General features: G+C 68.2%; 22 protein-coding genes. 13 read left to right on the top strand and 9 right to left on the bottom strand.

Annotated features, from left to right (window positions below; genetic code table 11):
- Positions 1-8: 8 nt before the first annotated feature.
- Complete coding sequence (gene ltaE, locus ACYVBS_RS03490) at positions 9-1034, bottom strand: low-specificity L-threonine aldolase (RefSeq protein ID WP_460821813.1); 1026 nt, start codon at positions 1032-1034, stop codon at positions 9-11.
- A 61-nt stretch (positions 1035-1095) separates the two neighbouring features.
- On the opposite strand from ltaE, the gene xth reads away from it, so the two are divergent.
- On the top strand, positions 1096-1866 hold the full coding sequence (gene xth / locus ACYVBS_RS03495) for an exodeoxyribonuclease III (RefSeq protein WP_460821814.1): 771 nt from the start codon (positions 1096-1098) through the stop codon (positions 1864-1866).
- A gap of 149 nt (positions 1867-2015) precedes the next feature.
- On the opposite strand, the gene ACYVBS_RS03500 is transcribed toward xth, so the two are convergent.
- Positions 2016-2288 (bottom strand): GlsB/YeaQ/YmgE family stress response membrane protein, encoded by a 273-nt coding sequence (locus ACYVBS_RS03500; RefSeq protein WP_460821815.1) that lies wholly within the window; start codon positions 2286-2288, stop codon positions 2016-2018.
- A 215-nt stretch (positions 2289-2503) separates the two neighbouring features.
- On the opposite strand from ACYVBS_RS03500, the gene ACYVBS_RS03505 reads away from it, so the two are divergent.
- The 9 genes from ACYVBS_RS03505 (at position 2504) to rpmG (ending at position 9854) form a co-directional block, all read left to right on the top strand.
- Entirely contained in the window at positions 2504-3100 is a 597-nt protein-coding gene (locus tag ACYVBS_RS03505; protein WP_460821816.1) for a 4'-phosphopantetheinyl transferase family protein, read from the top strand.
- 25 nt (positions 3101-3125) lie between these two features.
- On the top strand, positions 3126-3788 hold the full coding sequence (gene rsmG, locus ACYVBS_RS03510; protein WP_460821817.1) for a 16S rRNA (guanine(527)-N(7))-methyltransferase RsmG: 663 nt from the start codon (positions 3126-3128) through the stop codon (positions 3786-3788).
- A gap of 238 nt (positions 3789-4026) precedes the next feature.
- Positions 4027-4842: a ParA family protein gene (locus ACYVBS_RS03515; RefSeq protein WP_460821818.1), complete on the top strand. Its 816-nt coding sequence runs from the start codon at positions 4027-4029 to the stop codon at positions 4840-4842.
- Positions 4839-5765: a ParB/RepB/Spo0J family partition protein gene (locus tag ACYVBS_RS03520; protein ID WP_460821819.1), complete on the top strand. Its 927-nt coding sequence runs from the start codon at positions 4839-4841 to the stop codon at positions 5763-5765. Before ACYVBS_RS03515 ends, ACYVBS_RS03520 begins: the two co-directional genes overlap by 4 nt.
- Before the next feature lie 226 nt (positions 5766-5991).
- Positions 5992-6732: a glycosyltransferase family 2 protein gene (locus ACYVBS_RS03525; RefSeq protein WP_460821820.1), complete on the top strand. Its 741-nt coding sequence runs from the start codon at positions 5992-5994 to the stop codon at positions 6730-6732.
- Positions 6733-6764: 32 nt separating this feature from the next.
- Positions 6765-7091: a lipid-A-disaccharide synthase N-terminal domain-containing protein gene (locus ACYVBS_RS03530; protein WP_460822170.1), complete on the top strand. Its 327-nt coding sequence runs from the start codon at positions 6765-6767 to the stop codon at positions 7089-7091.
- A gap of 82 nt (positions 7092-7173) precedes the next feature.
- Positions 7174-8985: a DUF885 domain-containing protein gene (locus ACYVBS_RS03535; protein WP_460821822.1), complete on the top strand. Its 1812-nt coding sequence runs from the start codon at positions 7174-7176 to the stop codon at positions 8983-8985.
- A 454-nt stretch (positions 8986-9439) separates the two neighbouring features.
- Positions 9440-9676 (top strand): 50S ribosomal protein L28, encoded by a 237-nt coding sequence (gene rpmB / locus ACYVBS_RS03540; protein ID WP_460821823.1) that lies wholly within the window; start codon positions 9440-9442, stop codon positions 9674-9676.
- Positions 9677-9689: 13 nt separating this feature from the next.
- Positions 9690-9854 (top strand): 50S ribosomal protein L33, encoded by a 165-nt coding sequence (gene rpmG, locus ACYVBS_RS03545; protein ID WP_036137644.1) that lies wholly within the window; start codon positions 9690-9692, stop codon positions 9852-9854.
- A gap of 111 nt (positions 9855-9965) precedes the next feature.
- Here the strand turns inward: rpmG and ACYVBS_RS03550 are convergent, their stop codons facing one another.
- The gene (locus ACYVBS_RS03550) at positions 9966-11369 is read right to left on the bottom strand and encodes a GGDEF domain-containing protein (protein ID WP_460821824.1); all 1404 of its coding nucleotides are present in this window, start codon (positions 11367-11369) and stop codon (positions 9966-9968) included.
- Positions 11370-11446: 77 nt separating this feature from the next.
- Between ACYVBS_RS03550 and ACYVBS_RS03555 the strand changes: the two genes are divergently transcribed.
- On the top strand, positions 11447-14923 hold the full coding sequence (locus ACYVBS_RS03555; RefSeq protein ID WP_460821825.1) for a hybrid sensor histidine kinase/response regulator: 3477 nt from the start codon (positions 11447-11449) through the stop codon (positions 14921-14923).
- Here the strand turns inward: ACYVBS_RS03555 and ACYVBS_RS03560 are convergent.
- From ACYVBS_RS03560 to acs, 6 genes are all read right to left on the bottom strand, one after another.
- Positions 14920-16719, bottom strand: coding sequence for a tetratricopeptide repeat-containing diguanylate cyclase (locus tag ACYVBS_RS03560; protein ID WP_460821827.1), 1800 nt, complete (start codon positions 16717-16719; stop codon positions 14920-14922). The two genes, ACYVBS_RS03555 and ACYVBS_RS03560, sit on opposite strands and share 4 nt — an antisense overlap.
- A gap of 10 nt (positions 16720-16729) precedes the next feature.
- Positions 16730-17023, bottom strand: coding sequence for a hypothetical protein (locus tag ACYVBS_RS03565; protein WP_460821829.1), 294 nt, complete (start codon positions 17021-17023; stop codon positions 16730-16732).
- A gap of 12 nt (positions 17024-17035) precedes the next feature.
- Positions 17036-17899 (bottom strand): SAM-dependent methyltransferase, encoded by an 864-nt coding sequence (locus ACYVBS_RS03570; protein ID WP_460821830.1) that lies wholly within the window; start codon positions 17897-17899, stop codon positions 17036-17038.
- A 72-nt stretch (positions 17900-17971) separates the two neighbouring features.
- Entirely contained in the window at positions 17972-18517 is a 546-nt protein-coding gene (locus tag ACYVBS_RS03575; protein WP_460821831.1) for a GNAT family N-acetyltransferase, read from the bottom strand.
- A gap of 40 nt (positions 18518-18557) precedes the next feature.
- The gene (locus ACYVBS_RS03580; RefSeq protein WP_460821832.1) at positions 18558-19226 is read right to left on the bottom strand and encodes a response regulator; all 669 of its coding nucleotides are present in this window, start codon (positions 19224-19226) and stop codon (positions 18558-18560) included.
- Between the two features lie 9 nt (positions 19227-19235).
- Positions 19236-21188 carry an acetate--CoA ligase gene (gene acs, locus ACYVBS_RS03585; protein WP_460821833.1) on the bottom strand — a complete coding sequence of 651 codons (1953 nt, stop codon included), beginning with the start codon at positions 21186-21188 and terminating at the stop codon, positions 19236-19238.
- Positions 21189-21425: 237 nt separating this feature from the next.
- On the opposite strand from acs, the gene ACYVBS_RS03590 reads away from it, so the two are divergent.
- Together ACYVBS_RS03590 and ACYVBS_RS03595 are read left to right on the top strand one after the other, a co-directional pair.
- A complete protein-coding gene (locus ACYVBS_RS03590) occupies positions 21426-22826 on the top strand; it encodes a DcaP family trimeric outer membrane transporter (protein ID WP_460821835.1) in 1401 nt (466 codons plus the stop codon).
- A gap of 14 nt (positions 22827-22840) precedes the next feature.
- Positions 22841-24502: an MFS transporter gene (locus ACYVBS_RS03595; protein ID WP_460821836.1), complete on the top strand. Its 1662-nt coding sequence runs from the start codon at positions 22841-22843 to the stop codon at positions 24500-24502.
- The last annotated feature ends 104 nt before the right edge of the window (positions 24503-24606 follow it).

Below are 24606 nucleotides of genomic sequence, written 5' to 3' on the forward strand. Positions count from 1 at the left end.
TAACGCGCTCAACCGGTAAAGGCGCGCAACGCCTCGATCGTGCGCTGCACGCCCGCGTCGTCGACGTCACGGTGCAGCACCAGGCGCACCCGCGGCGTGTAGCCCACCGACACGCGCACCCCGGAGGCCTCCATGTGCGTGCGGAAGGCGTCCACTCGTCCGTCCGTCACGTCGATGAACACCATGTTGGTGTGCTGCGCTGCAAGCCGCACCGCCGACAGGCCTTCCAGCGCGGCCGCGAGCCGCGCCGCGCGCGCGTGGTCTTCGGCCAATGCGGCGACGTGGTGGTCCAGCGCGTGCAGGCCGGCCGCGGCAATGATGCCGGCCTGGCGCATGCCCCCGCCGGCGACCTTGCGCCAGCGCCGCGCGCGCACGATCAGTGCCTGTGAGCCCAGCAGCACCGAACCTACCGGCGCGCCCAGACCCTTGGACAGGCACACCGACACGCTGTCGAAGTGGCCGGCGATGGCGCGCGCTGGCAACCCCAGCGCCACGGCAGCATTGAACAGGCGCGCACCGTCCAGGTGCAGCGACAGGCCACGCCGGTCGCACAGCGCGCGCGCGGCCGCCAGGTAGTCCATCGGCAGCACGCGCCCGTGCCAGGTGTTCTCCAGGCACAGCAGCCGCGTGCGCGCGTAATGCGGATCATCGGGTTTGATCGCCTGCTCCACGGCGTCCAACGGCAGGCTGCCGTCGGCGGCCTGCACCAGGGGCTGCGGCTGGATCGAGCCGAGCACCGCCGCGCCACCGCCTTCGTAACGGTACGTGTGCGCGTCCATGCCGACGATGTACTCGTCGCCCCGTTCGCAGTGCGCCAGCAATGCCAGCAGGTTGGACTGGGTGCCACTGGGCACGAACAGCCCGGCCTCAAACCCCAGGTCGCCAGCCAGCCGCGCCTGCAGCGCCTTGACGGTGGGGTCTTCGCCGTAGACATCGTCGCCCACCTCGGCGCGCGCCATCGCCTCGCGCATCGCGGGCGTGGGCCGGGTCACGGTGTCGCTGCGCAGGTCGATGACGGACGGGCTGATGGACATGGAAAGGCCGGTCGGGGATGGAAAATCCCATCATGCCATCGCCGCCGACTAGACTGTGCGGATGAAGATCGCCAGTTGGAACGTCAATTCGCTCAACGTCCGCCTGCCGCACCTGGAGCAGTGGCTGGCGACGTTCGCGCCGGACATCGTCGGCCTGCAGGAGACCAAGCTGGAAGACAGCCGCTTCCCCGACGCCGCGCTGATCGGCGCGGGCTACCGCAGCGTGTTCGCCGGGCAGAAGACCTACAACGGCGTGGCGATCCTTTCGCGCGAGCCGGCGCAGGACGTGCAGATCGGCATCCCCGGTTTTGAGGACGAGCAGAAGCGAGTGATCGCCGCGACCGTGGGCGGGGTGCGCATCGTCAACCTGTACGTGGTCAACGGCCAGGACGTGGGCACCGACAAGTACGCCTACAAGCTGCGCTGGCTGGAGGCGGTCCACGACTGGATCGCGCAGGAACTGCAACGCCATCCGGAGCTGGTGGTGCTGGGTGATTTCAACATCGCGCCGGACGAGCGCGACGTGCACGACCCGGCGGTGTGGAACGACGAGCACATCCTCACCTCCACCGCCGAGCGCGACGGCCTGCGCCGCCTGTGCGCGCTCGGCCTGCACGATGCCTTCCGCCTGCACAGCGACGCCGCGGGCGAATTCAGCTGGTGGGATTACCGCCAGGCCGCGTTCCGCCGCAACCTCGGCCTGCGCATCGACCTGACCCTGGTCTCGGACGCGCTGCGCACGCGGTGTGCCGCCGCCGGCATCGACCGCGAGCCGCGCACCTGGGAGCGCCCGAGCGACCACGCGCCGGCGTGGGTCGAACTGGGGGCCTGACGTCGCATCGGGCAAATGCGCGAGGCCGCCCGAGTCCGATCAGGCTGTTGGGTGGCAACGCGGCGCACCAAAAGGTTGGACACCCGACCTGGAACGCAAAAGGCCCGGACATCCTGTCCGGGCCTTTGACGTTGAAGCAGTGCTGCGGCTTAGCGCACGCGACCGCGGCGGAACAGGTTGACGATGCCCAGCAGGACAATCGCGCCGACCAGCGACAGCAGCAGGCCGGTGATCGAGAAATTGCCGTCGTTGATGTCGCCGCCGCCCAGGCCGAGCATGCCGCCCAGCCAGCCGCCGACGAACGCGCCGACGATACCGACGATGACGTTGAGGAAAATGCCCTGCTGACCGTCGGTCTTCATGACCATGCTGGCCAGCCAACCGATGATGCCGCCGACGATCAGCCAAATGATGATGCCCATGGTGCGTCTCTCCTTGTGATGGTGGAAATGGTCGTAGGGGTGAATCACACCCCGCGTCGTTGGGGTGGATGCAGTGTCAGTCGCGATACGTGACGGCGATGTCTTCGAAATCAGGGGTTTGCGTGACGACCAGGTGAGGGCGCGCGCGGGCGTTCAGCATCGTGTCGATCACGTGCAGAGCCGACCGCGCGCACGGCGTGCGTACACTGGTCCGCATGAAGCCTCCGGCGCCGACCTCCGCCCTTGCCGCTGCACCGCGCATTGCGTGGCTGCCGCGCGACCGCACGCGGACCGCACAGGCACAAGCCGGCGCGTGGCTGGCGGAAACCCTGTCCTGCCCACCGGCGCAGGTCGCCTTCGAGCGCGACGCGCACGGCCGCCCACACCTGCAGCCACCCCTGCAAACGCTGGACTGCAACTGGAGCCACAGTGGCGAAGGCCTGCTGGTGGCCGTGGGCGACGGCCTGCGCGTGGGCATCGACCTGGAGTGGGTCCGCCCGCGACCGCGCGCGCTCGCGCTGGCCGAGCGCTTCTTCGCGCCGCAGGAACTGCAGTGGCTGCGCGCGCAACCGGACGCCGAACGCGAGCGGCAGTTCCTGCGCCTGTGGTGCGCCAAGGAGGCGGTATTGAAGGCGCACGGGCAGGGCCTGTCCTTCGGCCTGCACCGGCTGGTCTTCGCTGACGCCGACGGAACCCTCGAGCTGCACGCCTGCGAGGACGCGCTCGGCCCCGCCGGCGCCTGGCACGTGCGCGAACTGGCGCCCGCCCCCGGTTACCTCGGCGCGCTGGCGTGGCGCGCTCGCGACGCCTGAGCGCAGCCGTCATACTGCGCACCGCATGAACACCCCTGACCTGCCCGCCGACCTGCGCCCCGTGCTGGAATCCGGCCTCGTCCGCCTCGGCCTGGACCCGGCGCTCGCCACCCCGTTGCTGGCCTACCTGGCCCTGCTGGTGCGCTGGAACAGGACCTACAACCTCACCGCCGTGCGCGACCCGCACGAGATGGTGACCAAGCACCTGCTCGACTCGTTGGCGATGCACCCGTACGTCGATGCGATCGCCGCCCGCGGCGGCGCACTGGCCGACCTCGGCACCGGCGCCGGCCTGCCCGGCATCCCGCTGGCCATCGTCAAACCGGGCCTGCGTGTGACCCTGGTGGAGAGCAACGGCAAGAAGGCGCGTTTCATGCGCGAAGCCGTGCGCCAGCTGGGGCTGAAGGACGTGCGCGTGGCCGAATCGCGGATCGAGGCCCTGGCCGAGCCTGGTGCCTATGACGCCATCACCGCCCGCGCCCTGGCCACGCTGCCGCTGATCATCGAACTGGGCGGCCACCTGCTCAAACCTGACGGCGAACTGCTGGCAATGAAGGGCGTGCAGCCGGTCGACGAGATCACCGGCCTGCCCGCCGGCTGGGCGGTCCGCGTCTCGCACCCGCTGGAAGTGCCGGGCCTGGACGCCGAGCGGCATCTGGTGGTGGTCGGTCGCACGACGGCCGGCTGAGCCCGGGACCACCGCCCGCGCTCGGACGCCGGTCCGGGCCTCCGCCCAGCTTGGCCACCAATAACGGCTACGGCGTGCCGCTTGCCGTTGTCGCGCGCCGCGCCCACGCCGCTGCACGCGCCACACTCCGCGACTGGGGTCACGTTTTCACCCGCTCGGCAGCGCCCGGCGGCAGCGTGCATAATCATTGGTCCGGCCCCGCGCCGGATCCCTTCCGTCATTGACCAGGACGAGCCGCATGGCCCGCATCATCGCCGTCGCCAACCAGAAGGGCGGGGTCGGCAAGACCACCACCGCCGTCAACCTGGCCGCCGCCCTGGCCAAGACGCCCAAGCGCGTGCTGCTCGTCGACCTGGACGCGCAGGGCAACGCGACCATGGGCAGCGGCATCGACAAGCGCGAGATCGACGCCACCATCTGCGACGTGCTGCTGGGCGAGGCCGATGCGGCCAGCATCCTCAAGCGGACCGCCGAGGACTTCGACCTGCTGCCGGCCAACATCGAGCTGACCGCGGCCGAAATCACCCTGATGAACGAGGACGGCCGCGAGCAGCGTCTCAAGAATGCGCTCGCGCCGCTGCGTGCCAACTACGACTTCATCCTGATCGACTGCCCACCGGCGCTGTCGCTGCTCACGCTCAACGCGCTGACCGCCGCCGACTCGGTGATCGTGCCGATGCAGTGCGAGTACTACGCGCTGGAAGGCATCAGCGCCCTGCTCGACACCATCAACGCGCTCAAGGCCAGGCTCAACCCGGCGCTGGAGGTCGAAGGCGTGCTGCGCACCATGTTCGACGTGCGCAACAACCTGGCCAATGCAGTGTCGGCGGAGCTGACCAACCACTTCGGCGACCGCGTGTTCCGCACCATCGTGCCGCGCAATGTGCGCCTGGCCGAAGCACCCAGCCACGGCCAGAGCATCGTCGGCTACGACAAGGCCAGCCGCGGCGGCATCGCCTACCTGGGCCTGGCCGGCGAAGTGCTGCGCCGCCAGCGCGAACGCGAACAGGCCGCCAAGGCCGCGCCGGCCGCCACCCCGGAGGTCGCGGCATGAGCAACGCCAAGGGCGGCGCCGCCGCGAAGAAGCGTGGGCTGGGCCGCGGGCTGGCCGCGTTGCTGGGCCCCGAGGCCGCCGCCGAGGCGCCAGTGCTGGAAGCGGTCCCGGGCGACTCGCTGCGCACCCTGCCGATCGACGCGCTGCAGGCCGGCAAGTACCAGCCGCGCAAGGTGTGGGACGAAAACAAGCTGGCCGAGCTGGCTGAGTCGATCAAGGCGCAGGGCGTGATCCAGCCCATCGTCGTGCGCGACTTGGGCGGCAAGACCTACGAGATCATCGCCGGCGAACGCCGCTGGCGCGCCAGCAAGCTGGCCGGCCTGACCGAAATCCCGGTGGTGATCCGCGAAGTGGACGACCGCACCGTGGTCGCCATGGCGCTGATCGAGAACATCCAGCGCGAGGACCTCAACCCGCTGGAAGAGGCCAACGCGCTGCAGCGGCTGATCGACGAGTTCGACCTGACCCACGCCCAGGCCGCCGAGGCCGTGGGCCGTTCGCGCGTGGCGGTGTCCAACCTGCTGCGCCTGCTGGAGCTGCCGCCGGAGATCCGCGTGCTGGTCGAAACCCGTGCGCTGGACATGGGCCACGCCCGCGCCCTGCTGTCGCTGACCCCGCAGGCCGCGATTGCCCTGGCCCGCCAGGCGGCCGAGGCCGGATGGTCGGTGCGCGAGGTCGAGCACCGCGTGCAGCAGCTGACCGCCGGCCAGATCCCGACCAGCAGCACCGCCAAGGCCAAGCCGGCCAAGGCCAAGCCGCAGGCCGACATCGCCGCGCTGGAGCGCGAACTGTCCGAATCGCTCAGCACCAAGGTCAACGTGCTGCACGGGCGCGGCGGCAAGGGCCGGCTGGTGATCCACTACACCGACCTGGACTCGCTGGAAGGCGTGCTGGAACGCCTGCGCGGCCGCGTCGAGGCCTGAGCCCCGGCCACCGGACCGCGCCGCCCCGGTTGACGGGCCACGCGTTCGTTCTCAGCGTTCGTTTTGATCCACCGCCACGGGACGTACCGACGGCGCTTCCAGGCGCCAGGCCTCGATCGTGAGGGCCGGCGCTTCCGAGACGACCCGCCAAAGCTGTCCGACGGTCACCGTTTTCGCGGACAATTGGCCCCGCAGACGGCCCCGCAGGCCCTCACTCCAGAGACCGATGACGACCAGCCCCCAACTTTCCGTCGTGGTCCCCGTGTTCAACGAGCGCGACAACGTCGCCCCGCTGGTGCACGAGATCACCGCCGCCCTGCGCGGACGCGCCCCGGCTGACGGCGGCGACTTCGAGATCGTCTATGTCGATGATCATTCGAAGGACGACACGCTGGCGGTGCTGCAGCAGCTCAAGACGGAAGTGCCGGAGCTGCGCGTCGTGCACCACGTCACCCAGAGCGGGCAGAGCACTGCCATCCGCAACGGCGTCAAGGCCGCGCGCGGCGCCTGGATCGCCACGCTCGACGGCGACGGCCAGAACGACCCGGCGGATATCCCCAAGCTGATCGCCGAGCGCGCCAAGGCCGCGCCGGAGGTCAAGCTGTTCGCCGGCTGGCGCGTGAACCGCCAGGACAGTGGCAGCAAGCGCTGGGCCTCGAAGTGGGCCAATGCGATCCGCAGCCGCATGCTGCGCGACGACACGCCGGACACCGGCTGCGGCATCAAGTTGTTTGAGCGCGAGGCGTTCCTCGATCTGCCGCACTTCAACCACATGCACCGCTATCTGCCGGCGCTGATGCAGCGCGCGGGCTGGAAGACGGTGAGCGTGCCGGTGCACCATCGCCATCGCACCGCGGGCGTGTCCAAGTACAACAACCTCAACCGCGCGCTGGTCGGCATCAGCGACCTGCGCGGCGTGGCGTGGCTGATCAAGCGCGGTAAGGTTACGCGCGTGCAGGAGCTCTGAGCATGCCGGTGGAGGCCCTAGCCGTGGACTTCATGAACACGCCGATCGCGTGGCTGGAGTGGACCGGCGTGCACATGTCGCCGTGGAAGGTGATCGGCCTGACCGGCGCGCTGATGTTTGGCGGGCGCTGGGTCGTGCAGTTCTTCGCGTCGCGCCGGCACGGCAAGCCGGTGATCCCGCGGCTGTTCTGGTACATGAGCCTGCTGGGCAGCGGGATGACGCTGAGCTATTTCGTGTTCTCGCAGAAGCAGGATTCGGTGGGCATCATCCAGAACCTGTTTCCGGCGTTTACCGCGGGGTACAGCCTGTATTTGGACATCAAGCACCGTGGATGGAAGCGCGATCGCGCTTCGCATTGATTAAACCCCTCAAAAGGGCAAATGCAGCGCCGCCGGCAAGGTGCGAAGATCGGCCTTCCGCCATTGCCCGACGCCACGCATCGTGAAGCCTCTGCTGCCCAGCCTTCTTGCCCTCCATCTGGCCATCACGCCAGTCGCCGTCGCCTCTGCCGCTACCTCCGTGCCGACTGCCTCGGCATCGACGGCGGATGCCCGATTCGAGGCGATCTACACCAAGGAATGGGCCTGGCGGCAGCGCGAAACCGGCGGCGCCGACGAGGACAGCGACACCTCCGGCGGCAATACGCGTCTGCCTTCCGTGGACGCGGCCAGCCAGCAGGCACGGCTGAAGGTGTGGGATGACGTGCTGCGCCAGCTCGATCGCATCGATGCGAGCAAGCTCTCGGCCGAAAACCGCATCAATCTCGCCGTGTATCGCGCGCAAGTGCAGAACCTCGCGGCCGACGTGCGCCTTGGCGGCTATGAGATGCCGTTCAATTCGGACTCGTCTTTCTGGTCCAACCTCGGCTTCATGGCGCGCACCACCTTCAAGGACACGAAGGCCGCCGAGGCCTACATCGCGCGGCTCAACGACGTGCCGCGCCACTTCGGCCAGCAGATCACCAACATGCGCGCCGGCCTGGCGCGGGGCTTCAGCGTGCCGCGCGCGGTGCTCGACGGGCGCGACGTGTCGATCGCCGCCATCGCCGGACTGAAGGACCCGGAGCAGGCCTCGCTGTACGCGCCATTCCGCAAGCTGGCGGCGAGCATCTCCGCCGCTGACCAAGAGCGCCTGCGCGAAGCCGCGCGCGCCGCCATCAAGGACCGCGTCGTACCGGCCTACGGCACGCTGCTCACCTTCTTCCGCAACGAATACGTGCCGAAGGCGCGCACCACGCTGGGCGCTTCGCAGATGCCCGGCGGCGCCGAGTTCTACCGCCAGCAGATCCGCGAATACACCACACTCGACCTGTCGCCCGACGAGATCCACGCCATCGGCCTGGAAGAAGTCGCGCGCATCCAGGCGCAGATGGACGCGATCATCCGTGAGGTCGGGTTCAAGGCACCGGAAGGCCAGGCCACCTTCCCCGCGTTCCTGCACTTCCTGCGCACCGACCCGCAGTTCTACGTGACCACCCCGCAGGCGCTGCTGGAACGCGCCGCGTGGATCGCCAAGCGCGTGGACGGCGAGGTGGGCAAGGTCATCGGCACCCTGCCGCGCGGTCGCTTCACCATCATCCCGGTGCCCGACGACATCGCCCCGTTCTGGACCGCCGGCCGCGGCGGCAACGGCACCTACTGGGTCAACACCTACAACCTGCCCTCGCGCCCGCTGTACAACCTGCCGGCATTGACCCTGCACGAGGCCTCGCCGGGGCACGCGCTGCAGGGCGCATTGGCCGAGGAGCAGACCGGCCAGCCCGACTTCCGCCGCAAGTCCTACATCTCCGCCTACGGCGAGGGCTGGGCGCTGTACACCGAGAAGCTGGGCCAGGAGATGGGCATCTACCAGACCCCGTACGAGGAGTTCGGCCGCCTGACCTACGAGATGTGGCGCGCCTGCCGCCTGGTGATCGACACCGGCATCCACGCGAAGGGCTGGACCCGTGAGCAGGCGCTGGCCTACCTGCGCGACCGCACCGCGCTGAGCGAGCACGAGGTCACCACCGAGGTCGACCGCTACATCTCCTGGCCGGGCCAGGCGCTGAGCTACAAGCTGGGCGAGATCGCCATCGTGAAGTTGCGCGCCGAGGCCGAGCGCGAGCTGGGCCCCAAGTTCGACGTGAAGGCCTTCCACGACGCCCTCCTGCGCCAGGGCTCGCTGCCCCTGCCGGTGCTGGAGACCGAGGTGCGCCGCTGGATCGCCGAGACGAAGGCGGCGCCAGCGGAGCGCGGGGCAACGGCCAAGGGCTGAGCTTTCCGCTCTCTCCGCCCCCCCAAACAGCGGCTTGGGCGCCGACCCACCTCACCGTCAGATGAGGTCCGGCGCCACCCGGGGGTGCGTAGAGCGGGCAGGATTGCCCGCGCTCGGCGCCAAAGGCATGGATGCCGTCGCGCCGGCGGAGCACCCCCGGGTGGCGCCGGACCGCCCCGCCACGCCCCAGCGCCCACCCCCGCCCAACACACCCAAAGTTGCCCACAGGCAGCCCTTCTGGAATAATGTGCGGCTCACTGCGTCCAGCCTGCCCACAAGGCAAGCAAGGCGGATCCCCGGAAGCGCGATTCCGGCCCGCCCGGTTCCAGTGGCCGCCCGCCGACACGGGGGCACGAACCCCACCCGTATCGCGCGCCGCCCGCGGATGTCCGCAGCCGGCAGGGCCGCCCGCCTCCCTGGCCAAGGGAAGCCCCAATTACCTTTCGAGGTGCGTATGTCCCGAGTTTGCCAAGTGACCGGCAAGCGTACGACGACCGGCAACAACGTCTCGCACGCCATGAACAAGACCCGTCGCCGTTTCCTCCCGAACCTGCACGAGCGCAAGTTCTGGGTTGCCAGCGAAAACCGCTGGGTGAAGCTGCGTGTTTCCACTGCTGCCCTGCGCACCATCGACAAGAACGGCATCGACTCCGTTCTGGCCGACCTGCGTGCCCGCGGCGAAAAGATCTGAGGAGGACTGAACCATGGCTTCCAAGCGTGACAAGATCCGCCTGATCTCGTCGGCCGGCACCGGCCACTTCTACACCACCGACAAGAACAAGAAGAACACCCCCGGCAAGATGGAGATCAAGAAGTACGATCCCGTCGTGCGCAAGCACGTGCCGTACAAGGAAGGCAAGATCAAGTAAGCCTTCCGCCTTGTCGGATGCAATCCCGGAAGCCCGCCGCCTGGCGGGCTTTCGCGTTTCCGGGTGTTGCCCGGGGTCAAACCCGACGCCCGAGAACCCCAGGCACGGCCCCTACGGCGCCGGCTCGACCGCCTGCATCACCCGGTCGCGCCCCGCGGCCTTGGCCGCATACAGCGCCGCGTCGGCCCGCCCCACCAGGGTCTCGGCGGCTTCATCGCGGCCCGCGGCGGCCCAGCCGATGCTGACCGTGACCGGCCGGCCCGGCCAGGTCTCGTCGCGGAAGGCCTGCACGATGCGCTCCGCCACGGCGGCAGCCTCACGCGCGTCGGTGTCGGGCAGCAACACCGCGAATTCCTCGCCGCCATAGCGGACCGGCAGATCGCCGGGCCGCAAGGTGTTTCGCAACAACACAGCCAATTGCCGCAGCACTTGGTCACCCGCCAGGTGGCCGAAGGTGTCGTTGTAGTCCTTGAACCGGTCCAGGTCGAGCATCAACAGCGCAAAGCTGCGGTCGGCATGCCGGCGACCGTGCACCAGGCCGCGCATGGCTTCGTCGAAGGCACGCCGATTGGGCAGCCCGGTCAGGGCGTCGGTGTGGCTCTCGTCATGCAGCGCCAGCGCGTTCGCCCGCTCGTGCTCCAGCCGATCCAGCAGCAGGGCCACCCACCAGATCAGGCCCGCCAGCGCGCTCCCGCTGAGCAAGGCCAGCGTGGAGACCACCGTGGTCGGCGTCCACGCCAGCCAGTCGCCCGCCACCCGCGCGAACAGGCCCAGCAGGCTGGGCACCAGCAGGGCTGGCAACAGCAGGCGCCGGGCCACGAGCCCGCCCAGGCCCGCGGCGTGCATCACCCTCATCAGCCCCTTCGGCGGCAGGCTGGCCAGCCACGCCAGCGCCGCGACCAGGAACAGGATGGCGGTGTGGATCGCCACCGGTGTGGGCTCCATCTGCCCCGCGCGTACTCCCGCCTGATAGCCGAACGACGCCAGCGCGAACATCGAGAGGCCGAGCAACAGCAAGGCCAGCAGCTGCTGCACGCGCCACCACGGCGCACGGTCGGGCAACAACCCCAGCATGCCCAGCACCACGAATCCCGCGGCGGTCACCTCCGACATCCGCCCCGGGATCCGGCCGATCACCGCAGACTCGGGGTCGGGGTACCAGCGGTCCGTGGGCAACGGCAGTTCGAGCCCGAAGGCGACCAGGCTGCCCGCCCCCAACGTCGCGACCACCACCGACAGGACCCGGCAGAGCTCCGGCACGGGAACGACGCTGCACCGGTTGAGCAAGGCCAAGCCGGCCAGCAGGAATGCCAGGGCCGACACCGGCTTCATCGAATTGGCGCCCGGCAGCACGGTACGCAGCGCCACCACGTCGAACTGCCAACCCAGCAACACGACGACTGCGACCACCATCATCCCGACGCCGGCGCGACAGATGAAAGGACGCCCCCACGCCTCGGCAACGGGTGCCAGACCGGCGGCGGTCGTCAGCGGTCGGGGCGTCGGCAGGCTCATTGAGCGAATAATGCCATTGCACGCAGGGCCTGCCGCAACCGTACACTCAGGCCATCACGGTACTGAGGCGTGCACGGGTGATTCCAGGCTGGTTGCTGCTGCTGGTATCGGTGGGCTACGTGGGCGTGCTGTTCACCGTGGCCTATTACGGCGACCAGCGCGAAACCACGCCCAAGGCGAAATGGCTGCGCCCCTTGGTCTACTCGCTGGCGTTGGCGGTCTACTGCTCGTCGTGGACCTTCTACGGCGCGGTGGGCACGGCGGCCCGCACCGGCTTGGGCTTCCTGCCGATCTACCTCGGCCCGTTGCTGCTGCTGATCTTCAGCTGGCGCATCCTCGAGCGGCTGGTGCTGATCTCGGGCGAGCACCGCATCGTCTCCATCGCCGACTTCCTGTCCTCGCGTTACGGGCGCGCACCGGGGCTGGCGGCATTGGTGGCGACGGTGGCGCTGGTCGCCGCGGTGCCGTACGTGGCGCTGCAGTTCAAGGCGGTGGCGATGAGCGTGCAGGTGCTGGCCGACACCCCGGCCAATCCCGGCGTGCTGGGCGACCCCGCGTTCTACATCGCGCTGCTGCTGGCAGTGTTCTCCATCCTGTTCGGCACCCGTGAGATCGATGCCACCGAGCACCACCACGGCATGGTGCTGGCGGTTGCGCTGGAGTCGCTGGTCAAGCTGTTGGCGTTCGTGGCCATCGGCGCGTTCGCCCTGACCCACCTGCCCGGCACGGGGGGATTGGGCGAACGCATGGCCGATGCAGCGAGGGTGGTGGTGACACCCGACCTGCCCACCGGTTTCGTGGCTCAGACCCTGCTCGCCTTCGCCGCCATCCTGTGCCTGCCGCGCCAGTTCCACGTGGCGGTGGTGGAGTGCCAGGACCCCAACGACGTGCGCGCCGCGCGCTGGCTGTTTGGCGGCTACCTGGTGCTGTTCTCGCTGCTGGTGGTGCCGATCACGCTGGCGGGGCAGTCGGTGCTGGCCGGCACCGGCGCCCTTCCGGACACGTACGTGCTGGCGCTGCCGCTGGCGCTCAACCAGGACACCCTGGCGCTGGTGGTCTACATCGGCGGCTTCTCCGCGGCCACCGGCATGGTGATCGTCTCCAGCGTGGCCTTGGCGACCATGGTCAGCAATGACCTGGTCATGCCCGTGCTGCTGCGTTCGAAAGCGCTGCGCCAGGGGCCGGATATTGGCCGCCAGGTGCTGTGGGTGCGGCGCATCACCATCCTCGCACTGGCGATGACGGCCTATGCGTACCACCGCGGCTCCATCGGGCAGGACACGCTGGCCCAGCACGGCCTGCTCGCGTTTGCGGCGGTCGCACAGTTTGCGCCGGCCCTGATCGGCGGCCTGTACTGGCGCGGCGCCAGCCGCCAGGGCGCGTTGGCCGGCGTGCTGGCCGGCACCCTCGTGTGGGCCTACACGCTGCTGTTGCCCGCCCTGGCGCAGGGCGGATGGATTGAGGGTGAATGGATCGCGACCGGGCCGCTGGGGATCCAGTCGCTGCGGCCGGAGCAGTTGTTTGGCGTCACCGGCTGGGACCGTCTGACGCACGGCACGTTCTGGTCGTTGTTGTTCAACGTGGCAGGGTTTGTCTATGTCTCGGTGCGCAAGCGCCCGCGCCTGCAGGACCAGCTGGCCGCCGCGCCGTTCCTTGACCCCTACGTGCAGCGCCCGCCGCTCGGTCCGGGCGGCTGGGCCGGCAGCGTGCGCAGCGGTGAACTGCTGGCGCTGGCCGAGCGCATCGTCGGCGACCGCCACGCCCGTCGCGCATTCGAGGATTACGCCGCGCAGCAGTACGACACCTGGAACCCCGAGCGCCCCGCCGACCGCGCCCTCGCCCAGTTCACCGAGCGCCTGCTGGCCTCCGCCATCGGCGCCGCCTCTGCGCGCCTGACCCTGACCACCGCGCTGCGCGGCTCGGGCATGGAGTTGGGCGAGGTGGTCGCGGTGCTGGACGAGGCCAATGAGGAGCTGCGCTTCAACCGGCAGGTGCTGTCCACCACGCTGGACAACATCAGCCAGGGCGTCAGCGTGGTCGACCGCGACATGCGCCTGGTGGCGTGGAACAAGCGCTACCAGGAGCTGCTCGATTACCCCGACGGCATGCTGTACGTCGGCCGCCCGGTCGCCGACCTGATCCGCTGGAACGCCGAGCGTGGCGAACTCGGCCCCGGTCCCATCGAGGAAAAGGTGCGTCGGCGCATGGACCACATGCGCGCCGGCACGCCCCACGTGTTCGAGCGCGTGCGCGCCAGCGGCCAGGTGATCGAAATGCGCGGCCGCCCGCTGCCCGGCGGCGGCTACGTCACCAGCTACAGCGACGTCACCGACTACAAGCGCGCCGAGCAGCAGCTGCGCGAGGTCAACGAAACACTGGAACAGCGCGTGGATTTGCGCACGCGTGAGGCCGAGGCCGCGCAGCAGTCCAAGACCCGCTTCCTGGCTGCGGTGAGCCACGACGTGCTGCAGCCGCTCAACGCCGCGCGCCTGTTCACCACCGCGCTGCGCGAAAGTCCCGACGGCAGCGAGCAGCAGCACCTGGCCGAACGCATCGACGCCTCCCTGCGCGCCGCCGAAGACCTGCTGGACGGCCTGCTGGACATCTCGCGCCTGGATGCCGGCGTGCTGAAACCGGAGATCACCGATTTCGATGCCGGCGAACTGCTGCGTGAACTGGCCGCGCAGTACGCCCCCAGCGCCGCGGGGCGTGGGCTGCAGCTGCGCGTGCGCGCACCGACGACACCGCTGCCGGTGCGCAGCGACCGCCGGTTGCTGCGTCGCGCGCTGCAGAACTTCCTCGCCAACGCGCTGCGCTACACCCGCGAAGGCGGCGTGCTGATGACCGCGCGCCAACGCGCGGCCGGTCGCATCGAGCTGCAGGTGTGGGACACCGGCCCGGGCATCGCCGCGCACCACCTGGAGCAGATCTTCGACGAGTTCCGCCGCTTCGACCAACCGGGCGTCGGCGGCGAGCGCGGCCTCGGGCTGGGCCTGTCGATCTGCCAGCGCATCGCGCGCACGCTGAACCACCCGCTGTCGGTGCGCTCGCGGGTGGGGCTTGGCAGCGTGTTCACCATCACCGTGCCGCCCGCACCGGCGCTGCAGGCGCCCAAGGCGCCTGCGCCAGACGGCAACGTCATCGCCGACTCCCTGGCCGGGCTGCGCGTGCTGTGCGTGGACAACGACCGCGAGATCCTCGATGGCATGCGCACGCTGCTGGAGCGCTGGCGGGTCACCGTGTTCACCGCCGCCAGTGCCGACGAGGCGATGGCGCTGCTGGGCGAGTTGCCGCACGTGCTGCTGGTGGACTACCACCTGCACGATCGGCTGGATGGCCTGGGCGTGATCGACGCGCTGCGCGAGCGCCTGGGCGCGCCGCTGCCGGCGGCGCTGGTCACGGGCGACGGCAGCGATGCGGTCAAGCTGGCCGCACGCGAGCGCGGCTGTCCGGTGCTGACCAAGCCGCTCAAGCCGGCGTCGCTGCGCGCCTTCCTGGCAGCGCAGCGGCACACGGTCGCCTCCCCGGGCGGCGACGCGCGGACGTCCGCTTAGCCGCGCACCAGCTCCAGCACGGTCGCCGAGGCCACGCCGTCTTCGCCAAAGGCGCGCACCCGGTCGCGGCCGCCGGCCTTGGCCTGGTACATCGCGGCATCGGCGTGGGTGAACATGGCCTCAAACGCATGGCCCGAGCGCCCCGACGTGGTCAGGCCAAAGCTGGCCGTGACCGGCTGGCCAATGACGGTTGTGTCGATGGCCGCCAGATTTTCACGCACGCGCTGCGCGATGCGTCGCGCGGCGTCCATGTCGCTGCCGCAGGACAGGATGCCGAACTCCTCGCCACCCAGTCGGCCGCACACGTCGCCTTCGCGGCAGGCCGCCTTGCAGGCCACCGCGACCTGTTGCAGCACCCAGTCGCCCACGGCGTGACCGTGCGTGTCGTTGATCTGCTTGAAGTAGTCCAAGTCCAGCAGCACCAGCGAGGCCTCGCGGCCGGCGCCGGCACACTTCTGCAGCAGCGCCTCGGCGTTCTCGCGGAAGTGCGAGCGGTTGCTGATGCCCGTGAGCCCGTCCACCTCTGCCTGGCGGCGGAAGGCGACCTGCACGCGTTTGACTTTGTAGGCCCACAAGGCGATGGCCGTGATGACCAAGCCCAACAGGGTCAGCAACAGACGTGAATTCTGGACCGACGCCTGCGAGACCTGTTGCTGCAACGTCAGCACCTCGTTCTGCTTCTCCAGCAACTCGATGGCCTGGTTCTTCTGTTGCAGTTCGTGGCGGCTGAGCTGGAACGCGAACTCGCGGGCCTTGATCTCGTCGAGGCGGGCTTTATCCGCTTCTGCGTACTTACGGTACTCCCCAAGGGCGATGGCAATATCACCTCGCTTTAACGCAGTCTCGTACTGCACTCTATGCGCTGTGACGACGGGCAGCGAATGAACATCCTTCTCACCCCGCTCAAGCACTGCCTGCGCGTGTCGGTCAGCGGCATCTGGATCGCCCATCATCAGTTTGTACTCGGCGAGCAATCCATTTATCTCGCCGATCAAGTATGGATATCGGGTTTCCTCCACTTCGGGAAGATGGGACTCAAGAAGTTCGACAGCACGGGATACCTGTCCTAGTGAGACAAAATGTCTAGCCAAATAGCCGCGCAACAGGTTGCTGGCTATAGCTTCGCCTTGCGCATCGCAGTCGGCGATTGCCTCGTCAACTTCGTCGTCCGACTTGGCCCAACTGCCTAACCCATATAGCGCTTCAAGCCGCAACTGCTTGGCAACACATCGGTTACGAGGGGTTGACCGCTGAAGCAGCAAGCGCTCAGCGTAGTGTTTCCCCAGCGAATATTGGCCGAGCTGGTTGTGAAGCAAGGCCGAAACGCCCAGTGCCGTTTGGCGCAGGTTGGGCTCGACATTGCCGGCATCGAGCGCAAGGGTAGTGGTCAGGTAGCGCAGTCCAAGCGGAAAATCACGGATTGCAGCTGCGCTGTTAGTGACCAACAATCCAGCACGAAACCGGATGTTGACGTCCCTTGCCCCCTTGAATAACTGTGACGCGACCTTGATCGCCTTGGCATGATCACCTTCGAGGATGCAACCATACGCACCAAGCAGATCAATGTGATCTGCTTGGGTTGCCGTGGCCTTCTCGCGAATCGACCTAAGCTGCGCAAGCGTGTCCTGAAATTCTTTCGCATCGACGTTGCGTGCACCTTCAGCCCGCGCAAGCAGGGCATCGATATTGCCTGAAGCAAATCCGACACCTGGGAATGAGAGAATTGCGGCCAGCAGGAAGCAGGCCGCACATGCTCTTATCATCCCCTTGGGCCTGCAGCCAATCTGCAATTCCATGCTCGGCTCATCAAGCCGCGATCGAGACCTTGGGTTCATCTTCAGGAGCCCCTCCATCGTCATCGTCCGGAACATCCCGCATAGGCGCGTCGCCATCTGGCTCCTCCTCCGGCGTGAACACATAGGCGATTACCTGGGCCCGTCCGCCAAGCAGCTCGTTGAGTGATTCTCTGTCGCGCCGAACCAGGGCGGACCGGCTGTTGTTGTCGAGGTTCGCAGCATCGACGGCGGCGAGGTATTGCGAGTCGGTTAGCCCGCCGGGTCCAGCACCGAGGACTTCGAGAAACTGCACGACTTTCGACATTCTTCGACTCCTTCAAGATTCAGCAGTGGAATGCATCTGACTAATTGCATGGATGCTGGCCGTTTCCCTGCGCGCCAGGGACTGCTCCAGCGCCTCAATGCGCGCAAGCATGACTTCATCTTGGAGCAGCGACCGCGCAGGTGGTAACACAACGGTGGAATGCAGATGGATCTCCGCGTCGGTCAGCTGGCGCAAGGCAACTCGCTCGATGCGGGGCTCCATGATCGGCACGGTGGCCGCCTCGTAGATCACCACCTCGTGATCGGCGGGGTAGTCCTCGAGCAGTCGCTCCACCAGCAGGTGCCGGTGCGCTGCGCCGGTGGAGAAGCGCCGATACGTGCGATCCCCTGCGACGCCGACCTGCCACAACACCAGGTAGGCGCTGGGGTCGATGCGGCGGCGGTAGAACAACAGCTGGCTGGCCTCGTAATGCTGGCAACCGTATCGCCCGGGGTCGATCCCCAAGTCGGCGTACAGGCAATCCTCAGCTGAAACCCCAGGCTCCATGCTGGTAGCGTGGCCCTCGGCGCGTGCGCGGGTGATGGCGTCGTGTGGCACCTTGGCGAACACGCCGGGGTGGCCGTAGAACGCGCCGCAGACGCGGCGACCGGCGCGCACTTCGGCCAGCATGGCCTCGACCATCTCACGGTAGGTGCCGTGGCGCGGCTTGCCCTCGGCGTAATAGGGCTGGAGGCTGCGCACGTCGGCGTTCATGTCCTGCAGCCAGAGTTCCACCAGCGGGTCGGATGCCAGTACGAACACCACGTCGGCCTGTTCGATGTGCGCACGCGCCCGTGGGCCGAGGTGGGCCCCCAGCATCATCCCCAGGCCGACGCAGGTAAGACTGCCCGGCAGGTTGGCAACCGACGTGGACATGCTGCGACCGCTCTCCCCAGCGCTGGCAGAGCCGTCACATTAACCATACACCGCCCGATAGTGCAAAGCCTGTCACGTTCTGGCGGCGGCCGGTCGCCAGTGGGTGCGGGGCAGTTCCCAGCGACAGCGGCCCGGTGCGGACGCACGCTCGGGCGCGCGGCGGAAACCGAAGGGCGCCAGCAGGCGGTCGATGATCAGCGCGTGGTCGTCGTCCGGCCGTTCGGCGTGCACAAGCGCCAACCCCATTGGCCCGAATGCGTGCGCCAGCACCAGGGTGAACGCCTCGCTGGACACGCCGCGGTTCCACCAGCCTTCGCGCAGCATCACCCCCAGCTCGGCGGCGTCGCCCGCGCGCGACAAGGCGGCGATGCCAACGCCTTCGGCAGCCGGCGCCAGGCCGTCTTCGCCGTGCCAGTCGATGCGCCAGGTGCGGTGCCCGGGAACCTCGCGCCGGTTGTGGCGACACACCGTCTGGAACGCGCGCGCGGCGCCCTCCGGCGAGGTGTCAATGGCGATCCGGCGCATCACGGCCGGATCGGTGTACAGGTGGATGTAGAGCGCCTTGTCACCGACGCCATCGGCGTCGAGGAGACGGAGGGACAGCCGTCGGCTCCTCATGGGCGGGCCGCGGGTTTTGACGGTCGTACGCGACGTGCGCTCAGTCGCCTTCCTCAGGCGGCGGCACGATGGCACTCGGGTCCAGCGCCAGCCGCCCCGCAATCAGCACCGCCTGGGTGCGGTTGTTGGCGCCCAGCTTGCGCAGGATGGCGGTGACGTGCGCCTTGACCGTGGCTTCGGACACGCCCAGCTCGTAGCCGATCTGCTTGTTGAGCAGGCCGCTGCCCAGCATCTGCAGCACGCGGAACTGCTGCGGCGTGAGGTCGCGCAGGCGGTTGGCGGCGTCGTGCTCGTCGGCCGCCGCGGCGGGTGCGCTCAGCGCCGACGCCGGCGCCCAGCGGTCGCCGTCCAGCACGGTGGCGATCGCCTGCCCCAAGGTCGCAGCATCGGCCGACTTGGGGATGAAGCCAATGGCGCCGTGGTCCAGTGCGCGGCGCATCACCGCGGGCTCCTCGCGCGCCGACACCACCACGATGGGCAGCTGCGGGTACAACGCGCGCAGATGCACCAGCGCGCTGAAGCCCTGCGCACCCGGCATGTTGAGGTCCAGCAGCAGCAGGTCGGCGTCAGGATAGGACTCGACCAGCGCATACAGCGCGTCTACGCTGTCGGCCTCGTGCAGCGCGGCATTGGGCAGCACGCGCGCCACGGCGCCGCGCAGCGCCTCGCGGAACAGGGGGTGGTCGTCGGCAATGAGCAGGGTGGCCATCGCCATACCTTACGGCACCCGGCGTTCCTTAACGAGCGAGTCCACCACCGAGGGGTCGGCCAGGGTGCTGGTGTCGCCCAGCTGGTCCGGCGCGTTCTCGGCGATCTTGCGCAGGATGCGGCGCATGATCTTGCCCGAGCGGGTCTTCGGCAGGCCCGGCGCCCACTGCAGGTGGTCGGGCGTGGCGATGGGGCCGATCTCCTTGCGCACGTGCGCGATGAGCTCCTTGTGCAGCGTCTCGCTGGCTGTCTCGCCGGCGTTGAGGGTCACGTAGGCATAGATGCCCTGGCCCTTGAGGTCGTGCGGGAAGCCGACCACCGCCGCCTCGGCCACCTTGGGGTGGCTGACCAGCGCGCTTTCCACCTCGGCGGTGCCGATGCGGTGGCCGGACACGTTGATCACGTCATCCACGCGGCCGGTGATCCAGTAGTAGCCGTCGGCGTCGCGGCGGCAGCCGTCGCCGGTGAAGTAAGTGCCGGGATAGGTGCGGAAATAGGTGTCGATGAAGCGCTGGTGGTCGCCGTACACGGTGCGCATCTGGCCCGGCCACGAGTCGAGCAGCACCAGGTTGCCTTCGGCCTCGCCTTCCAGCACCTGGCCGCTGGCATCAACCAGCGCGGGCACCACGCCGAAGAACGGCTTGGTGGCCGAGCCGGGCTTGAGGTCGGTGGCGCCGGGCAGCGGGCTGATCAGGATGCCGCCGGTCTCGGTCTGCCACCAGGTGTCGACGATGGGGCAGCGGCCCTCGCCCACCACGTCGTAGTACCAGCGCCAGGCCTCCGGGTTGATCGGCTCGCCGACGCTGCCCAGCAGGCGCAATGATTTGCGCGAGGTCTTCTGCACCGGCTCCTCGCCTTCGCGCATCAGCGCGCGGATGGCGGTGGGCGCGGTGTAGAAGATGGTGACCTGATGCTTGTCGATCACCTGCCAGAAGCGCGAGTAGTCCGGGTAGTTGGGCACGCCTTCGAACACCAGCGAAGTGGCGCCGTTGGCCAGCGGCCCGTACACGATGTAGCTGTGGCCGGTGACCCAGCCCACGTCGGCAGTGCACCAATAGACGTCGTCGTCCTGCAGATCGAACACGGCTTCGTGGGTATACGAGGCATAGACCAGGTAACCGGCGGTGGTGTGCAGCACGCCCTTGGGCTTGCCGGTGCTACCGGAGGTGTAGAGGATGAAGAGCGGATCCTCGGCGTTCATGCGCTCGGGCAGGCACTCGAGCGGCTGGCCTTCGATGACCGCGTCGTACCAGCGGTCGCGCGGCATCTGCATGTCCACGGCGCCGCCGGTGTGGCGCACCACCAACACGGTTTCCACGCTGTTGGTGCCGGGCATCTTCAGCGCGGCATCGACGTTGGCCTTCAGCGGCACCTTCTTGCCGCCGCGCAGGCCTTCGTCGGCGGTGATGATCAGCTTGCTGCCGCAGTCGGCCACGCGGTCGGCGATCGAGTTGGCGGCAAAGCCCCCGAACACCACTGAGTGGATCGCGCCGATGCGCGCGCAGGCCAGCATCGCCACCACCGCCTCGGGGATCATCGGCAGGTAGAGCGTCACGCGGTCGCCCTTGACCACGCCCAGGCCGCGCAGGGCGTTGGCCAGGCGGCACACGCGCGCGTGCAGGTCGCGATAGGTGATGTGCTGGGCGGGCTGGTCCGGCGAGTCCGGCTCGAAAATCAGCGCGGTCTTGTCCCCGCGCGTGGCGAGGTGGCGGTCGAGGCAGTTGACGCTGGCGTTGAGCTCGCCGTCGGCATACCAGTGGATGCGGAAATGGTTGAGGTCGTAGCTGACATCCTTGATCTGGGTGGGTGCGCGCATCCAGTCCAGTCGATGGCCGATGCGGCCCCAGAACGCTTCAGGCTGCGCCACCGACTCGGCGTAGTCCTGCTCGTAGCGCTCGCGCGTGTAGCGCGCCTTCGCGGCGAAGTCGGGCTTGACCGGATACACGTTGGCAGACTGGTTCATGGCGCACTCCCAAGGTCGGTGGCACTAAGCGTTGGCGTGGCGCGGCAGGCACGGCGCCGTTGGCCCAAGTGTGCCGCAAGCACACCCTGCAGCAGGTAGGCCCAACGTTTAGACCATGGTCTTAAAGCCGCGCATTCAAGCAGGTTTCCTAGACCAATGGCGAATGGTTGTGCAGCGCGATAGCCACGCAGGCTGGCCGCGACCGTGCAGACGGCACGGCTGTCCTTGGGAGGGAACATGTCAAACCGCAGTAGTTCGCACGGCTTGCCGCCGACGCCGCGCAAGCGCGCGCTCGCCGCCGCGCTGGTGCTCGCAATGGGCCTGCCGGGCCTGTCCTTCGCGCAGACCGCGAAGGAGAAAGAGCTCGAAGCACGCGTCGTCGAACTGGAGAAGATGGTGCAGCAGCTGGTGTCCCAGCAGCAGCAACAGCAGACCCAGATCACCGAAGTCAAAACCGCGCAGGCCACGCCCGCACCGGCGCCTGCCGCGAAGCCCGGGATCCAGTCCACGCCGATCCTGACGGGTGCCAACGCCGGCACGCGCTTCAGCTATGGCGGCTTCATCAAGCTGGATTCGTCCATCACCCGCACCAACGACGGCGACATCGCCGATGGCACGGTGGGCCGGCTGTTCTACGTGCCCAAGACCATCCCGGTGGGCGGTGGCGCCAACAAGGAGTCGGGCACCGACACCGACATGGGCGTGGCGTTCTCGCGCTTCTGGCTTGGCGCCGATACCGAGCTGGAGAGCGGCGACAAGCTCAAGTCCTACTTCGAGTTCGACCTGTTCGGTGGCGGCAGCACCGCCTTCACCGGCAACGAGGTCGCGACCAACACCTATGCGGTCACGCTGCGCCACGCCTATGTGAGCTGGAACAACTGGCTGGCCGGCCAGACCTGGTCCAATTTCCAGGATGCGGCGGCGCTGCCCGATGCGGTCGACTTCCTCGGCCCCACGGAAGGCACCGTATTCGTGCGCCAGGCCCAGGTGCGTTACACCAAGGGGCCGTGGTCGTTCTCGGTGGAGAACCCGGAGACCGTGTACACGCCGTTCCGCGGCAACATGGCGCAGGTGGCCGGCGACGACGGCGCGATGCCGGACGTCACCGCGCGCTACACCGCCAAGGGCGCGTGGGGCCACTTCGGCATCGCCGGCCTGGCCCGCCAGCTGAAGTACCAGAACGGTCCGGCGGACATCAGCTCCAGCGGCACCGGCTACGGCGTGAGCGTGTCGGGCAAGTTCAATGTCGGCAAGAGCGACGACTTCCGCTACATGGTCACCGGCGGCAGCGGCATCGGCCGCTACGTGGGCCTGGCGCTGAACAACGACGCGGTGCTCGATGCCACGGGCGACCTGGAGAACATCGACCTGATCTCCGGTTTCGCTGGCTGGCGCCATGTCTTCAGCCCGAAGCTGCGCGGCAACCTGTTCTATTCGTTCGCCGAATACGACAACCCCACCGACCTGACCGGGCTTGGCATCACCAAGTCTGCCGAGTCGGCGCACGTGAACCTGATCTACGCCCCGCTGCCGAAGCTGGAAGTGGGCGCCGAGCTGATCTGGGGCAAGCGCGAACTCGAAAACGGTGACGCCGGCGAGCTCAATCGCCTGCAGACCCACGTCAAGTACAGCTTCTGAGCGAGGACCACCGCATGTCCAGCATCACTGCATCCCACACGTCGGCGGGCGAGCTGACCAAAGGCCACAAGAAGGTCATCTTCGCCTCCAGCCTCGGCACCGTGTTCGAGTGGTACGACTTCTACCTGTACGGCTCGCTCGCGGCGATCATCGCCAAGCAGTTCTTCAGTGGCGTCAATGAAACCACCGGCTTCATCTTCGCGCTGCTGGCCTTCGCCGCCGGCTTCGCGGTGCGTCCGTTCGGCGCACTGGTGTTCGGCCGACTCGGCGACATGATCGGGCGCAAGTACACGTTCCTGGTCACCATCGTCATCATGGGCATCTCCACCTTCCTGGTGGGCGTGCTGCCCAGCTACGCCAGCATCGGCATCACGGCACCGGCGATCCTGATCGTGCTGCGATTGCTCCAGGGCCTGGCCTTGGGCGGCGAGTACGGTGGCGCGGCGACCTACGTCGCCGAGCACGCGCCGGATGGCAAGCGCGGTCTGTACACCAGCTTCATCCAGACCACCGCAACCATCGGCCTGCTGCTGTCGCTGGTCGTGATCCTGAGTGTGCGCGAATCGATCGGTGTGGAAGCCTTCGAGGCCTGGGGCTGGCGCATTCCGTTCCTGGTCTCGATCGTGCTGCTGGGCGTGTCGGTGTGGATCCGCATGCAGCTGTCGGAGTCGCCGCTGTTCCAGCAGATGAAGAACGAAGGCAAGCTGTCGAAGGCCCCGCTGACCGAGAGCTTCCTCTCCAAGAACGGCCGCATCGTGCTGCTGGCCCTGCTCGGCGCCACCGCCGGCCAGGCCGTGGTGTGGTACGCCGGCCAGTTCTACGCGATGTACTTCCTCAGCCAGTCGCTCAAGGTCGACAGCACCACCACGTGGTTGTTGATCGGCGGCGCGCTGATCGTGGGCACGCCGTTCTTCGTGTTCTTCGGTTGGCTGTCGGACAAGATCGGCCGCAAGAAGATCGTGATGGCCGGCTGCCTGATCGCCGCGCTGACCTACTTCCCGCTGTTCAAGGCGCTGACCCACTACGCCAACCCGGCCATCGAGGAAGCCAGCATCAGCGCGCCGGCCAAGGTCATCGCCGACCCCGCGACCTGCTCGTTCCAGTTCGACCCGATCGGCAAGAAGGTGTTCAACAGCTCGTGCGACATCGCCACCTCGGCCCTGGCCAAGGCGGGCGTGCCGTACACGGTGGAAGCCGCTCCGGCGGGCAGCGTGGCCAAGGTGATGGTCGGTTCGGCCGAAACCGCCAGCTACGAAGGCGCAGGCTTGGACAAGGCGGCGGCGAAGGCCGCATCGGAGAAGTTCCTCGGCGAGCTCAAGCCCGTGTTGACGCAGGCCGGCTATCCGGAGAAGGCGGACCCGGCGCGCATCAACAAGCCGATGGTGCTGCTGATCCTGACCATCCTGGTGATCTACGTGACCATGGTCTACGGCCCGATCGCGGCGTGGCTGGTCGAGCTGTTCCCGACCCGCATCCGCTACACCTCGATGTCGCTGCCGTACCACATCGGCAACGGCTGGTTCGGTGGCTTCCTGCCGACCATCGCCTTCGCCCTGGTGGCGGCCACCGGCAACATCTACTACGGCCTGTGGTACCCCATCGTGATCGCGGTGATGACCTTCGTGATCGGCTCGCTGTTCCTGCGCGAGACCAAGGACGTGGATATCCGCGAGTGATTACCCCCGTCGTGTGCTGAAAGGACGACGCCGGCCCTGGGCCGGCGTTGTTCTTTTGCGGCGCGGTGGTGTCGCGGGGGTGCGTGGGCGTGTTGTCGCATCAG

The sequence above is a fragment of the Lysobacter olei genome (genome assembly GCF_054777355.1).